The 19,565-nt window shown below is 45.3% G+C and carries 11 protein-coding genes; 7 read left to right on the top strand and 4 right to left on the bottom strand.

The annotated features are described in order from the left end of the window. Positions 1–28: 28 nt before the first annotated feature. Together F3I09_RS18885 and F3I09_RS18880 are read right to left on the bottom strand one after the other, a co-directional pair. Entirely contained in the window at positions 29–1,408 is a 1,380-nt protein-coding gene (locus F3I09_RS18885) for a mercuric reductase (protein ID WP_149696596.1), read from the bottom strand. A gap of 21 nt (positions 1,409–1,429) precedes the next feature. Beyond that, on the bottom strand, positions 1,430–1,711 hold the full coding sequence (locus tag F3I09_RS18880; RefSeq protein ID WP_149696595.1) for a DUF427 domain-containing protein: 282 nt from the start codon (positions 1,709–1,711) through the stop codon (positions 1,430–1,432). 238 nt (positions 1,712–1,949) lie between these two features. Here F3I09_RS18880 and F3I09_RS18875 point away from each other — a divergent pair, with 238 nt between their 5' ends. The 5 genes from F3I09_RS18875 (at position 1,950) to F3I09_RS18855 (ending at position 10,010) form a co-directional block, all read left to right on the top strand. Then, positions 1,950–4,463, top strand: coding sequence for an XrtN system VIT domain-containing protein (locus F3I09_RS18875; protein WP_188133866.1), 2,514 nt, complete (start codon positions 1,950–1,952; stop codon positions 4,461–4,463). Then, entirely contained in the window at positions 4,460–5,821 is a 1,362-nt protein-coding gene (xrtN, locus tag F3I09_RS18870) for an exosortase N (protein ID WP_149696593.1), read from the top strand. Before F3I09_RS18875 ends, xrtN begins: the two co-directional genes overlap by 4 nt. A gap of 130 nt (positions 5,822–5,951) precedes the next feature. Then, positions 5,952–6,392: a GNAT family N-acetyltransferase gene (locus F3I09_RS18865; RefSeq protein WP_149696592.1), complete on the top strand. Its 441-nt coding sequence runs from the start codon at positions 5,952–5,954 to the stop codon at positions 6,390–6,392. Between the two features lie 157 nt (positions 6,393–6,549). After that, positions 6,550–6,978: an SRPBCC domain-containing protein gene (locus F3I09_RS18860; RefSeq protein ID WP_149696591.1), complete on the top strand. Its 429-nt coding sequence runs from the start codon at positions 6,550–6,552 to the stop codon at positions 6,976–6,978. Positions 6,979–7,277: 299 nt separating this feature from the next. After that, positions 7,278–10,010 (top strand): response regulator, encoded by a 2,733-nt coding sequence (locus F3I09_RS18855; protein ID WP_149696590.1) that lies wholly within the window; start codon positions 7,278–7,280, stop codon positions 10,008–10,010. Here F3I09_RS18855 and F3I09_RS18850 read toward each other — a convergent pair. Both F3I09_RS18850 and F3I09_RS18845 read right to left on the bottom strand, forming a co-directional pair. Beyond that, the gene (locus tag F3I09_RS18850; protein WP_149696589.1) at positions 10,007–10,852 is read right to left on the bottom strand and encodes a hypothetical protein; all 846 of its coding nucleotides are present in this window, start codon (positions 10,850–10,852) and stop codon (positions 10,007–10,009) included. The genes F3I09_RS18855 and F3I09_RS18850 overlap by 4 nt on opposite strands. A gap of 11 nt (positions 10,853–10,863) precedes the next feature. Then, positions 10,864–16,545, bottom strand: coding sequence for an alpha-2-macroglobulin family protein (locus tag F3I09_RS18845; RefSeq protein WP_149696588.1), 5,682 nt, complete (start codon positions 16,543–16,545; stop codon positions 10,864–10,866). 109 nt (positions 16,546–16,654) lie between these two features. Here F3I09_RS18845 and F3I09_RS18840 point away from each other — a divergent pair, with 109 nt between their 5' ends. Both F3I09_RS18840 and F3I09_RS18835 read left to right on the top strand, forming a co-directional pair. After that, entirely contained in the window at positions 16,655–17,218 is a 564-nt protein-coding gene (locus tag F3I09_RS18840) for an AraC family transcriptional regulator (RefSeq protein WP_149696587.1), read from the top strand. A gap of 93 nt (positions 17,219–17,311) precedes the next feature. Further along, on the top strand, positions 17,312–19,558 hold the full coding sequence (locus F3I09_RS18835) for a heavy metal translocating P-type ATPase (RefSeq protein ID WP_149696586.1): 2,247 nt from the start codon (positions 17,312–17,314) through the stop codon (positions 19,556–19,558). Positions 19,559–19,565: the final 7 nt, after the last annotated feature.

The following is a 19,565-nucleotide window of genomic DNA, read 5'->3' as shown; positions in this document are numbered from 1 at the left end:
TTTAATCCGCAATTTGTTGCGGAACTGGCTATTTATCCAGTGTCATAAATAAATTGTTGATTGATTCTGCATATAATGGATGCGCAAAGATCATTTCTTTTAACTGTGTGACAGTCAGCCCTCCCAGCATGGCCATCTGTAACGCCGACATCACTTCTCCGCCTTCCGGCCCCAAGATAGCAACTCCCAGTAATTTATCCGTATTTGAATCTATAACAGCTTTCATAAATCCCTGTGTATTGCCTGTTTCAATTGCTCTCGCTACTCTGGTCATATCAAGACAGGCCACCTTTATCTTGTAACCAGCCTCTTTTGCCTCTTTTTCTGTAAGCCCTACACGTCCCAGCTGAGGGTCGGTGAACATACAATAGGGAATAGGCCTGTCCTTGATGGAAATGTTTTCCATATGGATAAGGTTCTTGTAAAGCACCAGATGATCATTGTAGGAAATATGTGTGAACGCAGGACCTCCTTTTACATCCCCCAGCGCATAGATCCCCGGAACATTCGTTTCAAGTTTATCATTTACAGCTATGTATCCTTTTTCATCGAGGACAAGTCCTGTTTTTTCCGGCTGTAGTGACTTTGACTGGGGAGTACGACCTGTTGCCACCAGCAGGTGAGAGCCGGTAAGGGCATGCGTTTCCCCATTGGCCGTAAGTTGTAATCTTATCACGTCGCCGGTCTGTTCTAACTTCTGAATATTGGCGCTGCTATACATAGTAACCCCTGAAGTTTCCATGACCTTCTTTACAGCTACGGCAACATCCTCATCTTCATGTTGCAGCAATTGTTTGTTTTTGTCAATGATAGTTACCTGACAGCCCAGTCTGCGGAACAACTGGCCAAATTCCAGCCCTACATAACCACTGCCCAGCACTATAAGATGTGTAGGCAGCTTGGTTAATTCCATGATGGTCGTATTGGTAAGATAGTTGACGGTATCAAGACCGGGAATAGGAGGGATGCTGGGTAAGGTACCTGTATTGATGAATATATGATCAGCAGCGATCTCTTCCTGTCCGTCTTTGATTTTCACTGACAATGTCTTATTACCGCTGAACACTGCTTCACCGTAAATAATTGACAGTCCCTGCGTCTTTTCCATGCCTTTAGTAGCGCCCTCCCGGAAGGATTGCACTACCTGATTTTTCCTGGCAACGATCTTCTCCAGATCTACTTTGTAGTCGCTGACGGTAATGCCCCATTCCTGGCTGTTGGCAATGATATGGGCTGCAGCCCCACAGGCGATCATTGATTTGGTGGGAGTACAGCCATCATTGATACAGGTTCCTCCAATCCATCTTTTCTCTACGATGGCAGTTTGCCAGCCGGCTTTGGCCAGCTTTTTTGCCAACGGAACACCACCCTGGCCGGAGCCAATGACAATTGCATCAAATTTTCTCATAGCTGAGCGTTTACAGGTTTTCTATTTTACTACTTCTACTCCTTTCCAGAAGGCAATATAGCCTTTGATATTCTCTGCCGCCTGTTTTGGATCAGGATAATACCAGGCGGCATCTCTGTTTATCTTGCCGTGAATGTTGACATCATAGTAAGAAGCTTCTCCTTTCCAGGGGCAGAAAGTATGTGTCTTAGAGGGACTCAGCAGGGTCGTTTTCACTGATGATGGAGGAAAGTAATGATTGTTCTCGACTACCACAGTATTATCGCTTTCCGCAATGACCTCATTCTGCCAAATTGCTTTCATCGTGTTGTCGTTTAAAGTGTTATAGGTGCAAGACCAAATATTATACCCGGGTAGGTATGTCGCGATGTCAGAAGATAGTACTTTTTTTTGAAATGGAATTTGTGCGAATCATTTTCTTTTACTTACTTTGTGTTTCAAAGTATATGTTAAATCGCTAAACGGGCTACAGCCTGTTTTTTTATCCTTATATTCTTTGTAGTACAAAGTGCTTTATTTTATGAATAAACAAGCTATACCTTTGAAAATTATAAGAAAGCGTCTTAATGATATGATCTATCGCACAGGATTAATTCTCCTCGCTGTTACACTGATCATATTCCTCATTCCTGAACTGCTGTCAGTTGAAGATAGGTTAACCTGGTTCTTTCTGAACCATGCCATTACAGCAGGCTACTTTCTGACGCTGTGGTTCAGCGGCCGTCTAAGGCGAGGCAGGGAAGGGCTACATCCTTTTTTTCTTTTCCTGTTGATGTTCCTGGTCGGTGCATATGCCTTAAACCGCAATATCCCTGTCTTTGAGGTCTCGGCGCCCTGGTTCGCTGTAACGATCATCCTTTGTTCTGTTAACTATATTGCTTTTGCCTTCATCCGTGTTGTGCCCGTGCCTGTGCGTATGGTCATGTTCTTCCTGTTAGGATTGTCTCTCTGTTGTTTTCTGTACATGACTATTTACATTTTACCCTTTACGGGGTTTGGACTGCTGCTTTTCTTTTTCTTTGGGATATCCCTGCATGTGCTGGTTCCCCTCCTGTTCTTTTTATATACGATCCGCTTATTCCGTCGCAGCTATGCCAAAAGACGTCCATATAAACTGGCCTTCTGGTCAGGTATTGGTATAACGGTACTGATCGTACTGGTATATACAATACTCTGGAGGATGAATGTAGTGCAGATGAACAAGGAATATAGTCGTTGGAACAATCAGGTCCGGGGCACTTATTTGCCCGCCTGGTTGCACGTTGCCGCGCATATCACGCCCAATCCCGTTACGGAGAAAGTCCTCAAGGCAGAAATGGTGTACACTACAGTGGACGGATGGGATAGGAGCTTTTTCAATTTCGGTTCTTCACTTAACTGGAACGAGGCACGGAAGCATGATCCGCTTGTCATGATCGCATCAACACTGGGTGGTACCAGCGGGATGACTGGTGAGGAACGTATCCATATCCTGAAATACTTGTACGATTCCCGCTACGAAGCAGAGGAGCGCCTATGGTCCGGAGATGACCTGCAGACAACGCATGTGCAGACTTCAGCCCGTATCTGGCCGCGTTTAAGAATGGCGTATACTGAAAAAACAGTGAGTGTAAAGAACAGCCTTATCACAAAATGGACAAATCGTCAGGAGGCTATTTACATCTTTCATCTCCCTGAAGGCGCTGTTGTGTCATCATTGTCTCTCTGGATTAATGGCAGGGAAGAAAAGGGTATCCTCACTACGAAAGCAAAAGCAGACAGTGCATATAAAACCATTGTAGGAGTGGAAAACCGTGATCCTTCAGTTGTACACTGGCAGGAAGGGAATACAGTGACCGTAAGAGTATTTCCCGTGATGAATAACGAAGAACGTCAGTTCAAACTGGGCATTACAGCGCCACTATCCCTGGAACATGGCGCGCTGATATACCGCAATATTTATTTTGATGGTCCCTCTACAGGTAGCACCGGTGAAGATGTAGATATCTCATTTGAAACGCCGCCTGCTGATCTTCAGCGATCAGGGATCTTCAGTAAAGGGAAGGACGGTCGCCTGACGGCTTCTGGTCCTTACAGGGCTGACTGGCAGGTCTCTTTTAAAGACGAAGGACTGGCGCATCAACTTTTCAGCGCCAATGGTAAAGTGTTTTCAGTAGCCCCATATAGAAAAGAGATGGCTGCCGCCGATGTCTCAGATGTTTACCTGGATATCAATAGCGCCTGGAGTAAACAGGAATATAACAGTGTGCTCTCATTACTGAAATACAAACGCGTCTGGGTATATGTTGACGAGATGATGGAGCAGGTAACAGATCAGAACAGATCCGACTTGTTTGAACAGGCTGCTGAAAGCAGATTCAGCCTGTTCCCGTTTTTTGAGGTAGCTCAACCAGCTAACGCAATTGTCATTACCAAAGGAGTTGTCAATTCTCCCTCAGTTGACGATCTGGAAAATGCCCGCTTCATGGATGCATTAAAAGAATGGCTTGCGGGTGGCCAGCATATTATGTTGTACAACCTGGGAGGGGAGCTCTCACCTTATCTGCGTACACTAAAGGAATGCCGGACTTTTCGCTATGATCAGGGAGATATCACAGCCCTGAAAGGATTGCTGGATGACCACCGTTTCCCGGCCAGTATGGAAACAGACCAGCGCATCGTGGTCGAATCTGCAGGTATGACAATCAATGAAACCCCCGGTACGGAAGTTTCTACAGCCCCTGATCATCTGCAGCGCCTGTTCGCCTATAATCATATCATGCATGCGATGGGGCCACGCCTGTTGACTGGTGGGGATGAGAGTGATACACTGGTAGCAGAAGCGTCGGAATCTTATATCGTAACGCCATTATCCAGTCTGGTGGTACTGGAAAAGAATGAAGACTACGAACGTTTTAATATCAGGGATAGTAACAATAGCCTTGGAAATGCCTCCCTGGCAGGTAAGGGCGCCGTACCCGAACCACATGAATGGGCTTTGATTGTGATCGGACTGTTATTGATCGTGTATTTGAAATTCAGGCCTGTGTTATTCAAACGTACCGCTAAAATATGAACAAGGGGATCTTTTCACTGATAGCAGGTGTATTACGTGCTGGCAGATGTTGGCCGCTGATAGCGATTGCTTGTTATGGAATTGTTTTATTCGTAGGCCTGCATGGTTACCTGGTATGGGATGCTACAGGAGCCATCCTGGGCATAGCAGCATTGTTTTTCACCGCATCATTCAATACCAGCGAGCGGGGAAGTACGCGTTACTTTTTTATAGCACTGGTGTTCCTGCTGTTATATCTGCTGGTGCCGGCCAAAACATTCTTGTGTATCTCCTGTTTGTGTGGCTGCCTGTTCATGATTGAAACCTTTTACGGGCGTATGAATTTTCTGCCGGTATTAGTATTGGTGATGATGACTCCCTTGTTTGAATATGCCGTGAATATATTCAGTTTCCCTATACGCCTGGCGTTGACTGGTTGGGCCGGAAGCGCCATCCGTATAACAGGGCAGGAGGTAAGCGTACAGGGAAATATGATCACCTGTAATGGTAATGAATTCTCTGTAGATCCTGCCTGTATGGGCTTACAGATGATGGTGACAGCATCCTTGTGTGGAATGATCCTCATGGGTTTTTATCAACAACAATATAAAAAAGTACTGGACATATGGTGGGTATTGTCACTGTTGGCCGGGGTGATACTGCTGAACGTAGCGTCCAATCTTTTACGTATCATATTCCTTGTATGGCTCAATATTATGCCTGGTACGGTAATGCATGATGTAACCGGTATCATGTGCCTGATACTTTATGTGATTGTACCGCTGTTGCTCCTGACACAGTGGATGGTGCGTAAGTATGGTAAACCGTTACAGGTACACAGAAAGCGTTATGTGCTTCGTTCGGCTGTAAAGCTATTCCTGCTCAATATGTTGTTGCCCGCGGTCCTGCTGATAGTATTCATCGTCAATAAGCCAAGAGAAGTAGGGCATCAGGTCTTATCACATGTACCAGCCATGCCGGGGTATGTAGTACAATCACTACCAGGCAATATTATCAGCTTAAAGAACGATACATTGCTGGTATATATCAAACATATTCCGGCCAGCTACTATACAGATCATAATCCCATGATCTGCTGGAAAGGCAGCGGATATGAGTTTTACAAAGTGGAGGAGAAACTCGTAGGGGGACATACCATATATACCGCACTGCTGCAACAGGAAAAAGATAAGCTGTATACAGCATGGTGGTATGACAATGGGTTAGTATCAACAAGCAGCCAGTTACAATGGCGATGGGATGTGCTCCTCGGAGCGCATCCCTATTCTCTGGTCAATGTTACGGCTGGTTCGGAACATGAGCTCCGGATGGCAGTATGTGAAATACTGAATAAAAGATGTTTGTCAGTTTACTTGTAATATGAAATAATATTAATTTGGATGATAGTCCTGCTTTGTTATATATGCGCTACTGCGCATATTGATGACAAATTCCTGTTTCTTCCGCTGATAGATTTAATTTTGCGGAGATCTGATATAAATACAAAATATGTACACAGAAAAGCTCGTCGCACGAATAATCGCCTGTCCCGGACCCGACTATGACCAGGAAATCCAACTGAGAAATGAGATACTTCGCAAGCCCCTCGGCATGGACCTGCTGAATGAAGACCTGAGCAGGGAAGTGAACGATATTCATATTGGTCTGTTTCGTGACCAGGAACTGATCGGGACCCTTATCCTGACACCCGGCCAGGGATATATCAAGATGCGGCAGGTGGCCGTTGCCGAAACCGCCAGGGGGATCAATGCCGGTACCCAAATGGTGCAGTTTAGTGAGGAGGTGGCCCGGGAGAGGGGATTTTCCCGTATCGAGCTGAATGCCCGCCTGGAAGCGGTCAATTTCTACCTGAAAAATGGTTACACTACCGTGGGCGACCAGTTCACAGAGGTAGGTATCCCGCATTTTAAGATGATCAAAGAGCTATAGACCCGTACCCTGTTCCCGGCAGGCATGCCTGGTACCAATATTGCGTAAACACCCGAAAGCATAAAATAATTTCTGTAACCAAAAGGTTTCCTTTATATTTGTAACCGATCGGTTATATAATAGCCTATTCCCTTTAACATTCAAAATCATTTGGATTATGAAAAGCGAACCATTTGTAATCGAAAGAACTTATAATGCGCCGGTGAAAAAGGTCTGGGACGCCATTACCAATAAGGACCAGATGAAACAATGGTATTTCGATATCCCTGCATTTAAGGCAGAGGTGGGAGCCGAATTTCAGTTTACAGGTGGCGATCCGGAGGGACAACAGTTCCTGCACCTTTGTAAGGTTACCGAAGTGGACCCAGACCATAAACTTACTTATAGCTGGCGCTATGATGGCTACGAGGGGAATTCATTTGTAACGTTCGAACTGTTTCCGGAAGGCGATAAAACACGTGTAAAGCTGACGCATGCGGGACTTGAAACTTTCCCTGCCATCCCAAGCTTCGCGAAAGAAAATTTTGCAATGGGTTGGACAGAACTGATAGGTACTTTGCTGAAAGAATTTGTAGAGAAAGCATAAAAACTCATAATATAACCTTGTGCGGGACGAAGGGTGTATCATCACATATCCTTCGTCCCGTATTTTATTTATCCCTGCTGGCTGATATATTAATCAGCCGCCGGAATGTATTAAACAGCCCCTTCAATACGTCATCAACGTATCAGCGGAAGAGCTGCCACGAAAGTGGGATCTTTCTTCGTTTACTCACATAGACGGAAATTTACGTATCTTCATAACACCACATTAACAGGCTTTTACACCAGAACAGGAAAGAAGTGAATAGCATATAATTCATCCACAGTGAAAAGCTTTAGTGTTTGAATGCAATACTACAGGAGAAACTGAATAGACAGACTGAATTAGCCTCTCTTATTTGCAATGTACAGGTGGCAACGATCTCTATCATCGATGATCAACAGCAATCCGTTGTCGTTGCATCGGGCGTTCCTATTACTGCCAGGGAGGCTGCTTTCCACATTACCTACGATCTGGTATCCTCTTCAGGAGAACTGCTCGGTACTTTATCGCTATTAGATAAAGCACCCAGGCATCTTGACGCCCGGCAGCAAAAGCTGATGCAAATCATTGCCGGCGAAGTTACCGCAGAAATCATCGATCATAACCGCCAGGAAGCACTGCAGAACAGCGAACGTGACTTTCGCGCTTTCTTCGAACTGGAAAAAGATCTGAAGCGTACCAGGGAAATACTGGAACGCACAAGTCAGTTGTCACGTATAGGCGGCTGGGAGGCTGACCTTGTCAATAAGGAGATGTTCTGGTCTGACATTACAAAAGAAATCCATGAAGTGCCGCCTGACTTTAACCCTACCTTATCAGCCGCAGTAGGATTTTATAAAGAAGGGGAGAGCCGCAGAAAGATCACTGCCGCTCTTAAAGAGATCATTGAAACAGGACAGCCCTGGGACCTCGAATTGCAGATTGTTACTGCTATGGGAAAGGAACGATGGGTGAGAGCCATCGGTAACGCTGAATTTGAGAACGGCAAATGTAAAAGGCTATACGGTACCTTCCAGGATATCTCCGTAGCCAAAGAAACAGAACGGGAGCTGATCTCCCAGAAAGTCAGTCTGGCGGCAGCGAAGCAACAGGCAGAGCAGGCCAGTCTGGCCAAGTCGGAATTCCTGGCCAATATGAGCCACGAGATCCGTACCCCTTTGAACGGGGTGATAGGTTTTACTGAACTGGTACTGAAAACAGATCTCAACGAGACTCAGCATCAATACCTCTCTATCGTTAACCAGTCGGCGAACGCACTCTTAAGCATCATCAATGACATCCTTGACTTCTCCAAGATAGAATCCGGCAAGCTGGAACTCGATATTGACAAATATGACCTTTATGAGTTCAGCAGTCAGGTGAGTGATATTATAAGTTATCAGGCTCAACACAAGGGACTGGAAATGCTGCTTAATGTTGCTACCAACCTGCCCCGCTTTGCCTGGTTCGACGAAGTACGCCTGAAGCAGATCCTGATCAACCTCCTGGGAAATGCCGTGAAATTTACCAGCAATGGTGAGATCGAATTAAAAGTGACCCCTCTCGGAATGAAGGAGGACGGAAAGGCCAGGATCAGGTTTGAAGTAAGAGACACGGGCATTGGTATCAAACCGGAAAAACAATACAAGATCTTTGAGGCCTTCCGCCAGGAAGACGCTTCCACTACAAAGAGATACGGCGGCACAGGCCTGGGGCTTACCATCTCCAATAAACTGCTGGCCCTGATGGGTAGTCATTTGCAGATAAAGAGCAATATAAACGAAGGCAGTACCTTCTATTTTGACATAGACCTGGCTACTGCTGAAGCTCCCGCGGATAAATGGGAAAGCCTTGAAAAGATCCGGCAGGTGCTGATCGTGGATGACAATGATAATAACCGCACGATCCTTAAGGAAATGCTGTCGCTGAAAGACATTGCCTGTACGGAAGCCCGTAGCGGATTTGAAGCACTGGACACCCTGGCCAGGGGCGATCGTTATGATGTTATTCTTATGGATTACCATATGCCTTATATGGATGGACTGGAGACGGTGAAAAAGATCAGGCATCATTTCGGGAGGTTACCGGGAGAGCAGGGAGTGATCCTCCTGCATAGCTCTGCTGATGATGAAAGGATCATTAAGGTCTGCGATCAGCTGGATATCGGCTTGCGGATGGTGAAGCCGATCAAGATCAATGAGCTGTACAACAGCCTTTCCATGCTGATCAGAAAAGAAAAGAGAGCAAAGCGTCATAAACAGGAAAAAGAAGAACAATGGATCGGTGGCAGGCTGAATATTCTCATTGTCGAAGACAATCCGGTGAACATGCTGCTGGCCACTACTGTCGTAAAAAGGATCGCGCATGATGCCCGCATCTATGAGGCCCAGGATGGTATTGAGGCTGTTCGGATCTGCCGCGGAAAGATTCCCGACCTGATACTGATGGATGTGCAGATGCCGGTAATGAACGGATATGAGGCCACCAGAAAGATCCGCGAAATGACCGGTGGTCAGCGTATACCCATTATTGCATTGACGGCAGGCAACCTGAAAGGTGAAAGGGAAAAGTGCATAGAAGCTGGTATGAATGACTTCATAGGCAAACCGCTGGTGCAGCAAAAACTGTTACACTTATTCCGTAAATGGCTGACAGTCGTTATTGAAGACGGTCCTGGTACCCTTACTACTGAACAGGAAGCAAAAGATACGCATTTTGATATGGGTATACTGGAAGCCTACCTGGTGGGAGAGGATAGATCAGTACTGAATCAATTATTAAAACTGACCATAGAGGAACTGAAGTTGTCCGTCGTTGAACTTCAATCAGCTGCAGCTGCTGTAGATATCCGTAAGATCAACCGTATCGGGCATAAGATAAGGGGTACCTCACAGATCATTGGCCTGGCCAAGCTGGCCCGTATAGCCGACCAGTTGGATACGCTGACGGTGAAACGCGAACCCGAATTCGGTTTTCTGATTGAATCTATGCAGGAAGAATCCGCGCTCGTAATACGATTAATGGAGGAACAAATAGCGAAGATGGGGAATTAGTCTGCTGCATTCACAAACTGGTTAAATTTAGTGATATACTCTTTCCTGAGCTTCTCATCTGTATCTGCAAAGAAATAACCGTGATAATCCCTGTCAAGCTGGTAGTGTTTAGCCCCGGCCAATTGTAATGTTCTGGAATCTACTACGCCGATCAGTTTATCCTGGTGGAATACCAATACCGTACGGTAGCCGGGAGACGGATCATCCGCAGCGCTTTCGTAGTTGTAATATTCTATATAAGGCTTGTTGTTATCGAGCGGCTCCAGTTGGAACTGTTTGATAAAGGACTGCATATCGGACAATGTTCTGCTGGTATGTTCTTTTAGATAATTAGCGAGGACCGTTTCAATCACAGTACCTGTTTTTAGCTTGCTTTGTTGTACAGCAGCATGAAATACGCCCGTATTAACGCCCTTATCATTTTTGAATGTCATCTCGATCACCACATCTTCCAGTACTTTTCCTACTGTTTTCCCATTAGCAATAATAGGTGAGCCCTTTTTCAACAACTGACCTTCTGTCTGCGCATCACTGAGTTCTGTAGTAACCAGTGTCGATGCCCAGCCTTTCCTGGGGATGCCCGCTTCCAGTTGCACGTTGTCATTGACCTGTACCATAGGATGGCCATTAACGGAATCCAGAAGCGTGACAGTGCCCTGCGCCCTTTCCCTGATGATATTTTCTGGTGCGGCCTCCGATGTTGCCGGTGTGGCCGGCGCCGGCGCCGGTTCATTGTTTTTCTCCACTGTCTGAACCGTGCTGTCGGCCTGTTGTTCCTGTTGTTTGTTTTCCACGCAACCGGCAAGGGCTAGCGCTAATAAGAAGTATGAATAGTGTTTCATGATCGTTAAAATTAGCGAATATTAACTTTTTTCAAAGCCTCCCTTCCCATAAATATGGGGAAATATTGCATTTCTGCCCTGGCAGGATTCAGATAGTAACGTCCGGAATAGCGGGGCAATAAGGAAACATAAAAAGTGTGTTTACCTGCCTCCAGCTGGCTGCAGAAAATGCTCACCCTATCCTTGAAATGTTCCCTGTGCACTTCACGGCTGGCCCATGATTGCGATTTACTATTATAAGAGCAGCCTGCAGGAATAGGTATTTCAACCAGTACATAGTCAGCATTTTTTTGCGCCGTTACCTCTACTTTTAAAGTTACGGGAACACCTGCTTTTAAATCCTGCTGTACAGCATCGTTCGCGCTGAAAACGGACGATACAGTAAACAGCCCGGAGATCTTTTCCGGCTGCCTGTTGAAGTACTGCTGATAGGCAGTGAAGTATACTGGCCGTTTTCCCTGTTTGCTGAGGCTAATCTTTCCTGCCTGTGTCAGTGTATCTGTAAAGGGGAACTGGGTGACGGATGTCCCGTTTATGCTCAGCGAAACCGGCGCCTTTGATTCATCTTCCAGTATATCAGGGAGGATCGTTTCGAGGATGAGCGACGATTCATATGTATTCCGCCAGTGTCCGTCTTTACGTTGTTCCAGGAAATAGCCCCGTATCTTTTGGAGTAATCTCTCATAACCTCCTGCCTGGCGTAACAGTTTGTACACCTGCAATGTTTGCTGTATGCTGTTGTCAAAGAGATCATAGCTTTCTGTTCCCCAGTAAGCATTGCCAAATGTGGTATTCTTTTCACGGGATAGAATAGGAGTGAAGTACAGCGGCTGACCGGTAGACCTTTGTAAAACGGCCAGTCTGATAGTGTCATAACCGTTTTTGCCTGACTGGTCTATGAAATGATCAGTATATGCGCGGTAGTTGATCTTTGCACCAAGGTTGGCCAATAACTGCATGCAGCCTATGCTGTCTCTTTCCTTGCCGCTGTTTAATTCATAGACGAAATAGTCAATGGCGACCTGTTTGTTGAAATTTGTTTTATATCCCTGTTCCTCCGCCATCAGGAGCGCTTCTATTACATGACGTGAGATCCATAGTGATACCGGGGAATTTTCCCACCATCCCCAGAGGCCGTTTATTTTCTTGTCATTGAGCCGCTTGAGAATATTGTTGATGTCCTTTTCTTTCTTAAAATCCTTTTTCAGATATGTACACACTTTCTTTTCCAGCAAATAGGCTTTTAGTTTAGAAGCCAATTGCTCGCTGCAGAGATACTTATATTGCTGCAGGTGTGTGATCTCGTCCATTAACACAGGAAGTAAGGCTGATTCTGCACGTACCAGCACAGGTTCATTCCGGGGAGGTGTATATACAAAAGTTGTATCATCGTAAAGGGCGGCAAACATGCCGCTTGTTTCAGATGAGCCTCTTTTCTCAACAGGAATTTTACGTTGTTCCCCGTCAAGGTATCCCTCCTTATTAACTTCGTATTTAAAGCTGATGCTATCTGTTTCAGTTGCTTCCGGTATAAGTACTGATACAGTATCAATGAAAGCGGTTTTAAAGCTGTTGGTGCGGGTTTTGTATACGCTGTCATTCATACTGAAAGTATGTGTTGCCGTAATGTTGTCCTGCGTATAGTTCAGGGCCTTGGTGATAACACTTACAGAGTCCCCCTCTATAGTGAAGGCTGGTATTCCCAGGTTCCCGCTGAGAGACTTGAAGGAACGTATAAATGTTTGCCGTATGCCGGATTGCCGTTTATCTGTCATGGCAATGGCATAGGTTTTCCAGTTGGTAATATCATCCGGAAAGGTAACATCGAAAGATGCTTTGCCATTTGCATCCGTTCTAAGCCTCGGTTGCCAGAAGGCATCATCCCGGAAGTTTGTCCGGAGGCTGTTGGCGGGAGTAGATGGCAGCTGTTGATCCATTTCTTCGGTGGCAGCTGTTGTCGGGATGTTGATACTGTCCGTGATTGGCGTGTCAGAAAGTGCAAAATTTCCGCCGGTTATTTTTACACCGGCGGCCTTGCCAGCCAGTGCCGAGGCAATGTTGGCGTTGCCTGTAGCTTCGAGTTGATCTGCAGTGATGACACTCACTGTATATCCCAGGGCCTTTTTCGCCCTTTTGATACCGATTGCGGTTACAACCACTTCCTCTAACTTCGCGGTGTTTTCGGTCATAGTGATTTTATAAAAATCATCTTGGTTTAACACTTGTTCTACCGTCTCGTATCCTACATACATTATGCGCAATGTACCTTTGGTTGTAACGGGGAGAGAGAATTTGCCGTGTTCATTTGTCACGGTACCAGATTGGGTACCTCTTAGCACAATAGGTGCTCCGGGAAGAGGCTCGCCCTTTGAATCCACTACTATTCCACCAATAACCCTGGTGAGGTGAGCCCTGTTTATAGCTGTTTTATTAAAGCTTTCACCTATTTCTCTTTCGTAAGCAGGTGCGACCTGGATTGTAAACCATGGGTCGACCAATTGCCGCATTCTTTTCTCCAGGTTATTAATCAGACTGTCATTAGGTAGAATGTTCAAGGTATCCAACACATAATAATGAAGATGATTATCCTTTAACAGAACACTGTCTTTTATAAAATGCCGGCTTCCTGTCAGCAGTACCAATAGCCTGTAATAGCCGGTATCCAGGGATTGAAATTCTGTTGTGTGTCCTTTGAATGATCTTGTAAAAGAAGGATCATCGTATCTGAAGAACAAAAAGCGTAGTACATCTGTCGCAGGGTTCAGGTCCGGGGTTACGAAGCGGACCATAAGACGGCTTTTATGGGACTCTTTCTCCTGGAAGGGACGGACAATGTCTTCATTTCTGAGGTTATCATCTTGTCTGAGCTTTAGGAGGCTATCAATGATTGTCTCAGTTAAGGCCTGTGCTGACAGACTGGTATCCGTATTGTAGGAGTGAAGATCGTAATAGTGAATGAGCCCTGTCTGTTTTTGTTTGATGAGTCCTTTACTGATCTCGAAAACATAGCCTGGTTCAGGTGTAAAGTTTTGCGTAAAATTATCTTTCAATACCAGAGATGCATTGGCGCCGGTTAACGGTCCCACAATATATTGCCAGCCAGAGTTCTTGTTGTTGCTGACAATATTATTCAAACGGAATATATGCCCCTCTTGTTTGATATAAGTTGGGTAGCTGCCAAAGTTATTCTGCAGCCGGATCATGTATTTGTCCAGATTCGCGATTTCCAGGGGAGTAAGTTTCATCGGCATCTTTTCGACAATTACATTATCCTGATGAATGGCGCTGTCAATGCTGATGAAAGTTTTTACACCGGCTGCTATGGTTGTGTCCAGCGTGATCCTTTGGTATTGTGTACGCATACTTATTGTATGCCTGCCGGCCGGTACGCTGATACTGTAATGCTGCATAGGATCTGCTATACTGCAATAGACGGGTAATCCATCCACATATAAAATATGTACCGGCTGTATACTTCCACGTGCGAATACAAATGCGGCTATCTGTGTTGTCCAATCCCAGGCAGGCTCAGTATGCAGGAATACAGGAGATGGATGCGTGAACAGGAAGTATAGCATGCTGTCAAGTCCCATTCTCTTGCCGTATTGCTGCCATTCAAATGGTAACGCCCGTGTTGCATTTCGTAGTTGCAGGTGCTTCAGCTCGTGGTAGTCAGGCCCTGTTCTGTATGGTGCTGCAAATGACGGAACCCAGGGACTGGCCTCGTCGCTAAACTTGCTTGTATATGCATAGGCGGTTACGTCTGCATTTGCAACTGGCTTCTGGTACTTGTCTTTTACACTTACAGTGATCTTTGTGCGTTGTCCCGGATAGATAATCCCCGGTTCGTCGACAGATACGTTAAGGTTACCCTTGGGCGTAATAAGATAGATAGGGATACTGTTAAGCTGGTTTCCCCAGATATAACTGAGATGCAATTCACATTGCTTTTTATCCCGTGTAGATGCTGCCCAGGTTAATGTGTTGTTGTATCCGTGTTGTGCAGTCTTTCCATCGTCAAGAATAGTATACCAAAAAGATAACTTGTGTGGATTCTTCACATTTACCACAGCGGTATCATGACGCCAGGATACCTCAGTGTCAAGAAGATCATAGCTATTCTTTAATGTGTAGGAACCTTCCGCATTTTCACTTTCTGCCCGGTAGGCTGACACGAATGGATTAACCTTGATGGCGACTGGTAATCTGCTGAGATAAGTCTCAATTGTATCGTTATTATTTACACCATAGATGTAAACTTTATTATCCGTTCTAAATTCTTTGTCAGGAGTGATATACAGGCTATCTCCCTGCAAATTGAAGGAAATGCTGCCTCTATTACAGTGGTATTCCAGGCTTAGTGTTTCGGTCTGCCGCTCATTATTACTGTTTGTAAAGATACAGTCTACCTGATAGTGCAGGTCGGCCCTTGGAAATACACTGTCTGGTACTATGATTTTTGTTTCTCCTAATGCATCCATGGGGCCTGTATAGCTCCATAGCGTATCAGGAATGAACATGTCTGTGGCATGGTATTTTATTACTATTGGCTTTGTAACGAACAGTTGAATATGTCCGTCCATAACAGGCAGGTCATTTTCATCCTTTGCCTGCAGATATATTGTCGTGTTTTCCCGGTTTGTATATGACTGTTTATCCGTCCTGGCAGTAAAATGTAAGGCATTTAATTCGTATTCTTCAAATTTGAATTGACCCCTTATCAATACTTTTCGTTTGGCTGCATATTCCTCATCATCAAGGTCGCCATCATAATTGTTAAGGTCATATTTACGGCTGTCCGGTGTTTCCATGCTTATATCGTATCTCTCATCCAGATCGATATCCAATCCCGTTGCTAGTACCGCTTCATAGTTATATCCACCAGGTGTATAAGGGCTAAGCGTTGTAAGAATGGTATCGACATCAAAATATCTATCGGATAATCTTACCAATAGCGGCCGGTTCACCGGTTTGCCTTTTTTATCAGTGATATATGCTTTAAACCTTAGCGTGTCGCCCGGTTTATAGATAGGTTTGCTGAAGACGATATAGCCGGTGTACCGGTTTTCATACGGGTTCCGGCCGCTGTTATGTTTCCGGTAGCGGGCAATACGTATCGCGTTTACAAAGTTTAATTTCCTTGCAAATTGCTGCAGCTTGTGTTTTCTGCGGTAATTATAGCTTTGTTGTAAAGGTATGCAGTTCAGCATGCCTTTATAATATACTTTTAACAGATCGGCATTGCTATATTTGTCAAGCCACCAGGAACCAGCTTCGGTTTCGTAGTGAAGTGTTCTTTCCCGTAACTTCACTTCTGCGTCTTTTATGAGATTACCTTTTGCGTCATGTAGAATTACAAAGAGATCGTGATTGTTGCCACTGATCTTCGCATATATATTAGGTATATACATGAATACAGTCTGCAGCTGATCATTTTCTGCAAATACTCTCAGGTAATTGCCTGGCGGGAGATGATCTGGCACTCCTTTATCATGAGGAAAGGAATCCCTTAATGTATGCAGGAAAGTAGTATTGATCTTGCGTGCGCCATCTTTGTAGATCTGTAATGTTTCCTCGTTACTGAGTTCATAAAGGTACTCGTAGAAACTGGAACGGCGTCCCTGGGATAACGGATGCTGCGCGTTTGCTCCAAAGTATGATAACAGGAGCAGCAATAATGCTATCTTGTTCAAAGGTAGAGAGATTAAAATATGATATCGGATATAGTCCCTTTCCCGAAGATATGGGAAATATAAATAAGTTCATTTTATCACGTAACTTTGCCTCTTCAATTTCCGATCAATGCATCTGTTTATAAAAAATATGGTTTGTAACCGCTGCATCCTCGTGGTGCAGCAAGAGCTGGAGAAACTGGATATCCCTTACTCAAAAATAGACCTGGGAGATGTCGAATTGGTGAAAGCGCCTGCTCCTGAAAAGCTGGAGGCCCTTGGAAAACAATTACATACCCTGGGTTTCGAACTGCTGGATGATAAGAAAACTACATTGGTGGAGAAACTGAAGACCACTGTCATCCGCCTGATCCATGGCAACGAAAATGAAACACTCAATACAAAGTTGTCTGTTTATTTACAGGAAGCTTTACAGGTTGATTATCATTATCTTTCCACCCTGTTTTCTTCTACGGAAGGCCTTACCATTGAAAAATATGTGATCCTGCAACGCATTGAACGCGTGAAGGAGCTGCTGCAGTATGATGAGATGAACCTCAGTGAAATAGCTGACAGTCTTGGCTATAGCAGTGTACAGCACTTGTCGCAGCAGTTTAAAAAGGTTACAGGACTTACGCCAACAGGTTACAGGCAATTAAAAGAGAATAACCGGAAGCCGCTTGACAAAGTATGAGGGTAGAGTACCTGCCATAATTTTATACATATTCCCCATCATTGTATAACAACCTTTTTTGATGACGGTAGTAGCTTTGTGAAAAGATTGGACATGGCTACAACAACCGGACATATAATAAAAGAAACCTTTCCCGTATTAGAGATGACCTGTGCATCCTGTGCCGTCAGCGTGGCCACCATGCTGCAATCTACGCCAGGTGTGGAAGAGGCGTCCGTTAATTATGCTGATCAGACAGCCCGTGTAGCATACAACCGGGACAGTGTTACGCCAGTAGCATTGCGAAATGTGATCCGTAGCATTGGTTATGATCTTGTAATAGATGAGCACAACCGCGAACAGGTACAGGAACAGGCACAGCTGGATCATTACAGGGCATTGAAAAAACGAACAATTGCTTCGCTGTTACTATCGGCACCTGTCGTTGTGGTCGGTATGTTCCTCATGGATATGCCTTACGCCAACTGGATCATGATGGCACTATCTACGCCTGTTATTTTTTACTTCGGAAGACAATTCTTTATCAATGCCTGGAAACAGGCAACACATCGCAAAGCCAATATGGATACGCTTGTCGCGTTAAGTACCGGTATTGCATGGATATTCAGCGTATTTAATACTTTATTTCCCGGGTACTGGCATGCGCGCGGATTGCATGCGCATGTATATTTTGAGGCAGCTGCTGTAGTAGTGGCTTTCATCTCATTGGGCCGGCTGCTGGAGGAAAAAGCAAAATCAAATACATCGGCTGCACTGAAAAAATTAATGGGCTTGCAGCCTGCTACTGCTATCGTGGTAGCATCAGATGGTATACATACAAAAGAAGTACCTCTTAGTGAGGTGCAGGTGGGAGATATTATTGTAATAAAACCGGGCGCGCGTATTCCTGTGGATGGACGCGTAGAGAGTGGTTCTTCCTGGGTAGATGAAAGTATGATCACCGGAGAGCCGGTGCCGGCGCTGAAAGAAACGGGAGCACCTGTATTTGCAGGTACAATCAACCAGAAAGGCAGTTTCCATTCCCGCGCAGAGAAAGTAGGAGGAGATACTGTATTGGCCCAGATCATCCGCATGGTAAAAGAAGCGCAGGGTAGTAAGGCGCCTGTACAGCAACTGGTTGATAGAATTGCAGGCATATTTGTTCCTGTAGTAATAGGTATTTCCTTGCTCACTTTTGCAGTGTGGATGCTGGCAGGAGGAGAGAACGCCTTTACACATGGGTTGTTATCCGCAGTAACCGTACTGGTGATTGCCTGTCCCTGTGCCCTTGGATTGGCTACACCGACCGCTATCATGGTGGGAGTTGGAAAAGGAGCGGAGAACAACATCCTGATCAGGGATGCTGAAAGCCTGGAGCTGGCACATAAAGTAAATGCCATCATCCTTGATAAAACAGGCACTATTACAGAAGGAAAGCCTGTTGTGACTGACAGCTATTTCCTGCCTGGAGATAAAGACCTGAATGAACTGCAACGAATACTGCTGACGATGGAAATGCAATCCGAGCATCCGCTGGCAGCAGCGATTGTAAAGGAATTGCAGCAAAAAGGCATCACACCACTTGCGGTTGGGAAGCTGGAAAAGATAGAAAGTATTACGGGTAAGGGAATACAGGCTGTTTATAATAAAACATTGTACCTGGCAGGCAATACCACATTGATGACTGATAATGGTATACGGGCTGAAGATGCTGTACTGCGTATGATCAGCAAATGGGAGGCCGTTGCCAGAACTGTTATATCATTTGCCGCCAATGGCCAATTGCTGGGAATTATCGCAATTGAAGACGAGATCAAACCAACATCGGCTTCAGCGATCAGGTCTTTGCAGAATAGCGGAATAGCCGTGTACATGCTGACTGGCGACAACGAACATACAGCGGAGGCTGTAGCCAGACAGGTAGGTGTCCGTCACTACAAAGCAGGCGTATTGCCCTCAGAGAAGGCTGCATTTGTTCAGGAGCTGCAACGGGATGGTAGGGTAGTAGCCATGGTAGGAGATGGCATAAATGACAGTCATGCGCTGGCTCAGGCTGATGTCAGCATAGCTATGGGAAAAGGATCAGATATAGCGATGGATGTTGCTAAAATGACGCTGATCACCTCGGATCTGAATACTATACCCAAGGCGCTGCGCCTGTCACGCAAAACAGTCTTCACGATAAGGCAGAATCTCTTCTGGGCGTTTATTTACAACGTGATTGGTATTCCGCTGGCAGCAGGCGTGTTATTCCCGGTGAACGGATTCCTGCTGAATCCTATGATAGCCGGAGCTGCTATGGCATTGAGCTCTGTGTCTGTGGTGAGTAACAGTCTAAGATTAAAATGGTCAAAAATTTAATAACACA

The sequence above is a fragment of the Chitinophaga sp. CF418 genome, from assembly GCF_900142925.1.
In the GTDB taxonomy this organism is placed as follows: Bacteria; Bacteroidota; Bacteroidia; order Chitinophagales; family Chitinophagaceae; genus Chitinophaga.
Note: the sequence above shows the minus strand (reverse complement) of the source record. Positions and strands in the feature narration are given on the sequence as shown.

Bases quoted from the DNA above. Each gene is read 5' to 3' on its own strand.
- F3I09_RS18885 (WP_149696596.1), bottom strand. From the start codon at position 1,408: ATGAGAAAATTTGATGCAATTGTCATTGGCTCCGGCCAGGGTGGTGTT.
- F3I09_RS18880 (WP_149696595.1), bottom strand. From the start codon at position 1,711: ATGAAAGCAATTTGGCAGAATGAGGTCATTGCGGAAAGCGATAATACT.
- xrtN (WP_149696593.1), top strand. From the start codon at position 4,460: ATGAACAAGGGGATCTTTTCACTGATAGCAGGTGTATTACGTGCTGGC.
- F3I09_RS18865 (WP_149696592.1), top strand. From the start codon at position 5,952: ATGTACACAGAAAAGCTCGTCGCACGAATAATCGCCTGTCCCGGACCC.
- F3I09_RS18860 (WP_149696591.1), top strand. From the start codon at position 6,550: ATGAAAAGCGAACCATTTGTAATCGAAAGAACTTATAATGCGCCGGTG.
- F3I09_RS18850 (WP_149696589.1), bottom strand. From the start codon at position 10,852: ATGAAACACTATTCATACTTCTTATTAGCGCTAGCCCTTGCCGGTTGC.
- F3I09_RS18840 (WP_149696587.1), top strand. From the start codon at position 16,655: ATGCATCTGTTTATAAAAAATATGGTTTGTAACCGCTGCATCCTCGTG.
- F3I09_RS18835 (WP_149696586.1), top strand. From the start codon at position 17,312: ATGGCTACAACAACCGGACATATAATAAAAGAAACCTTTCCCGTATTA.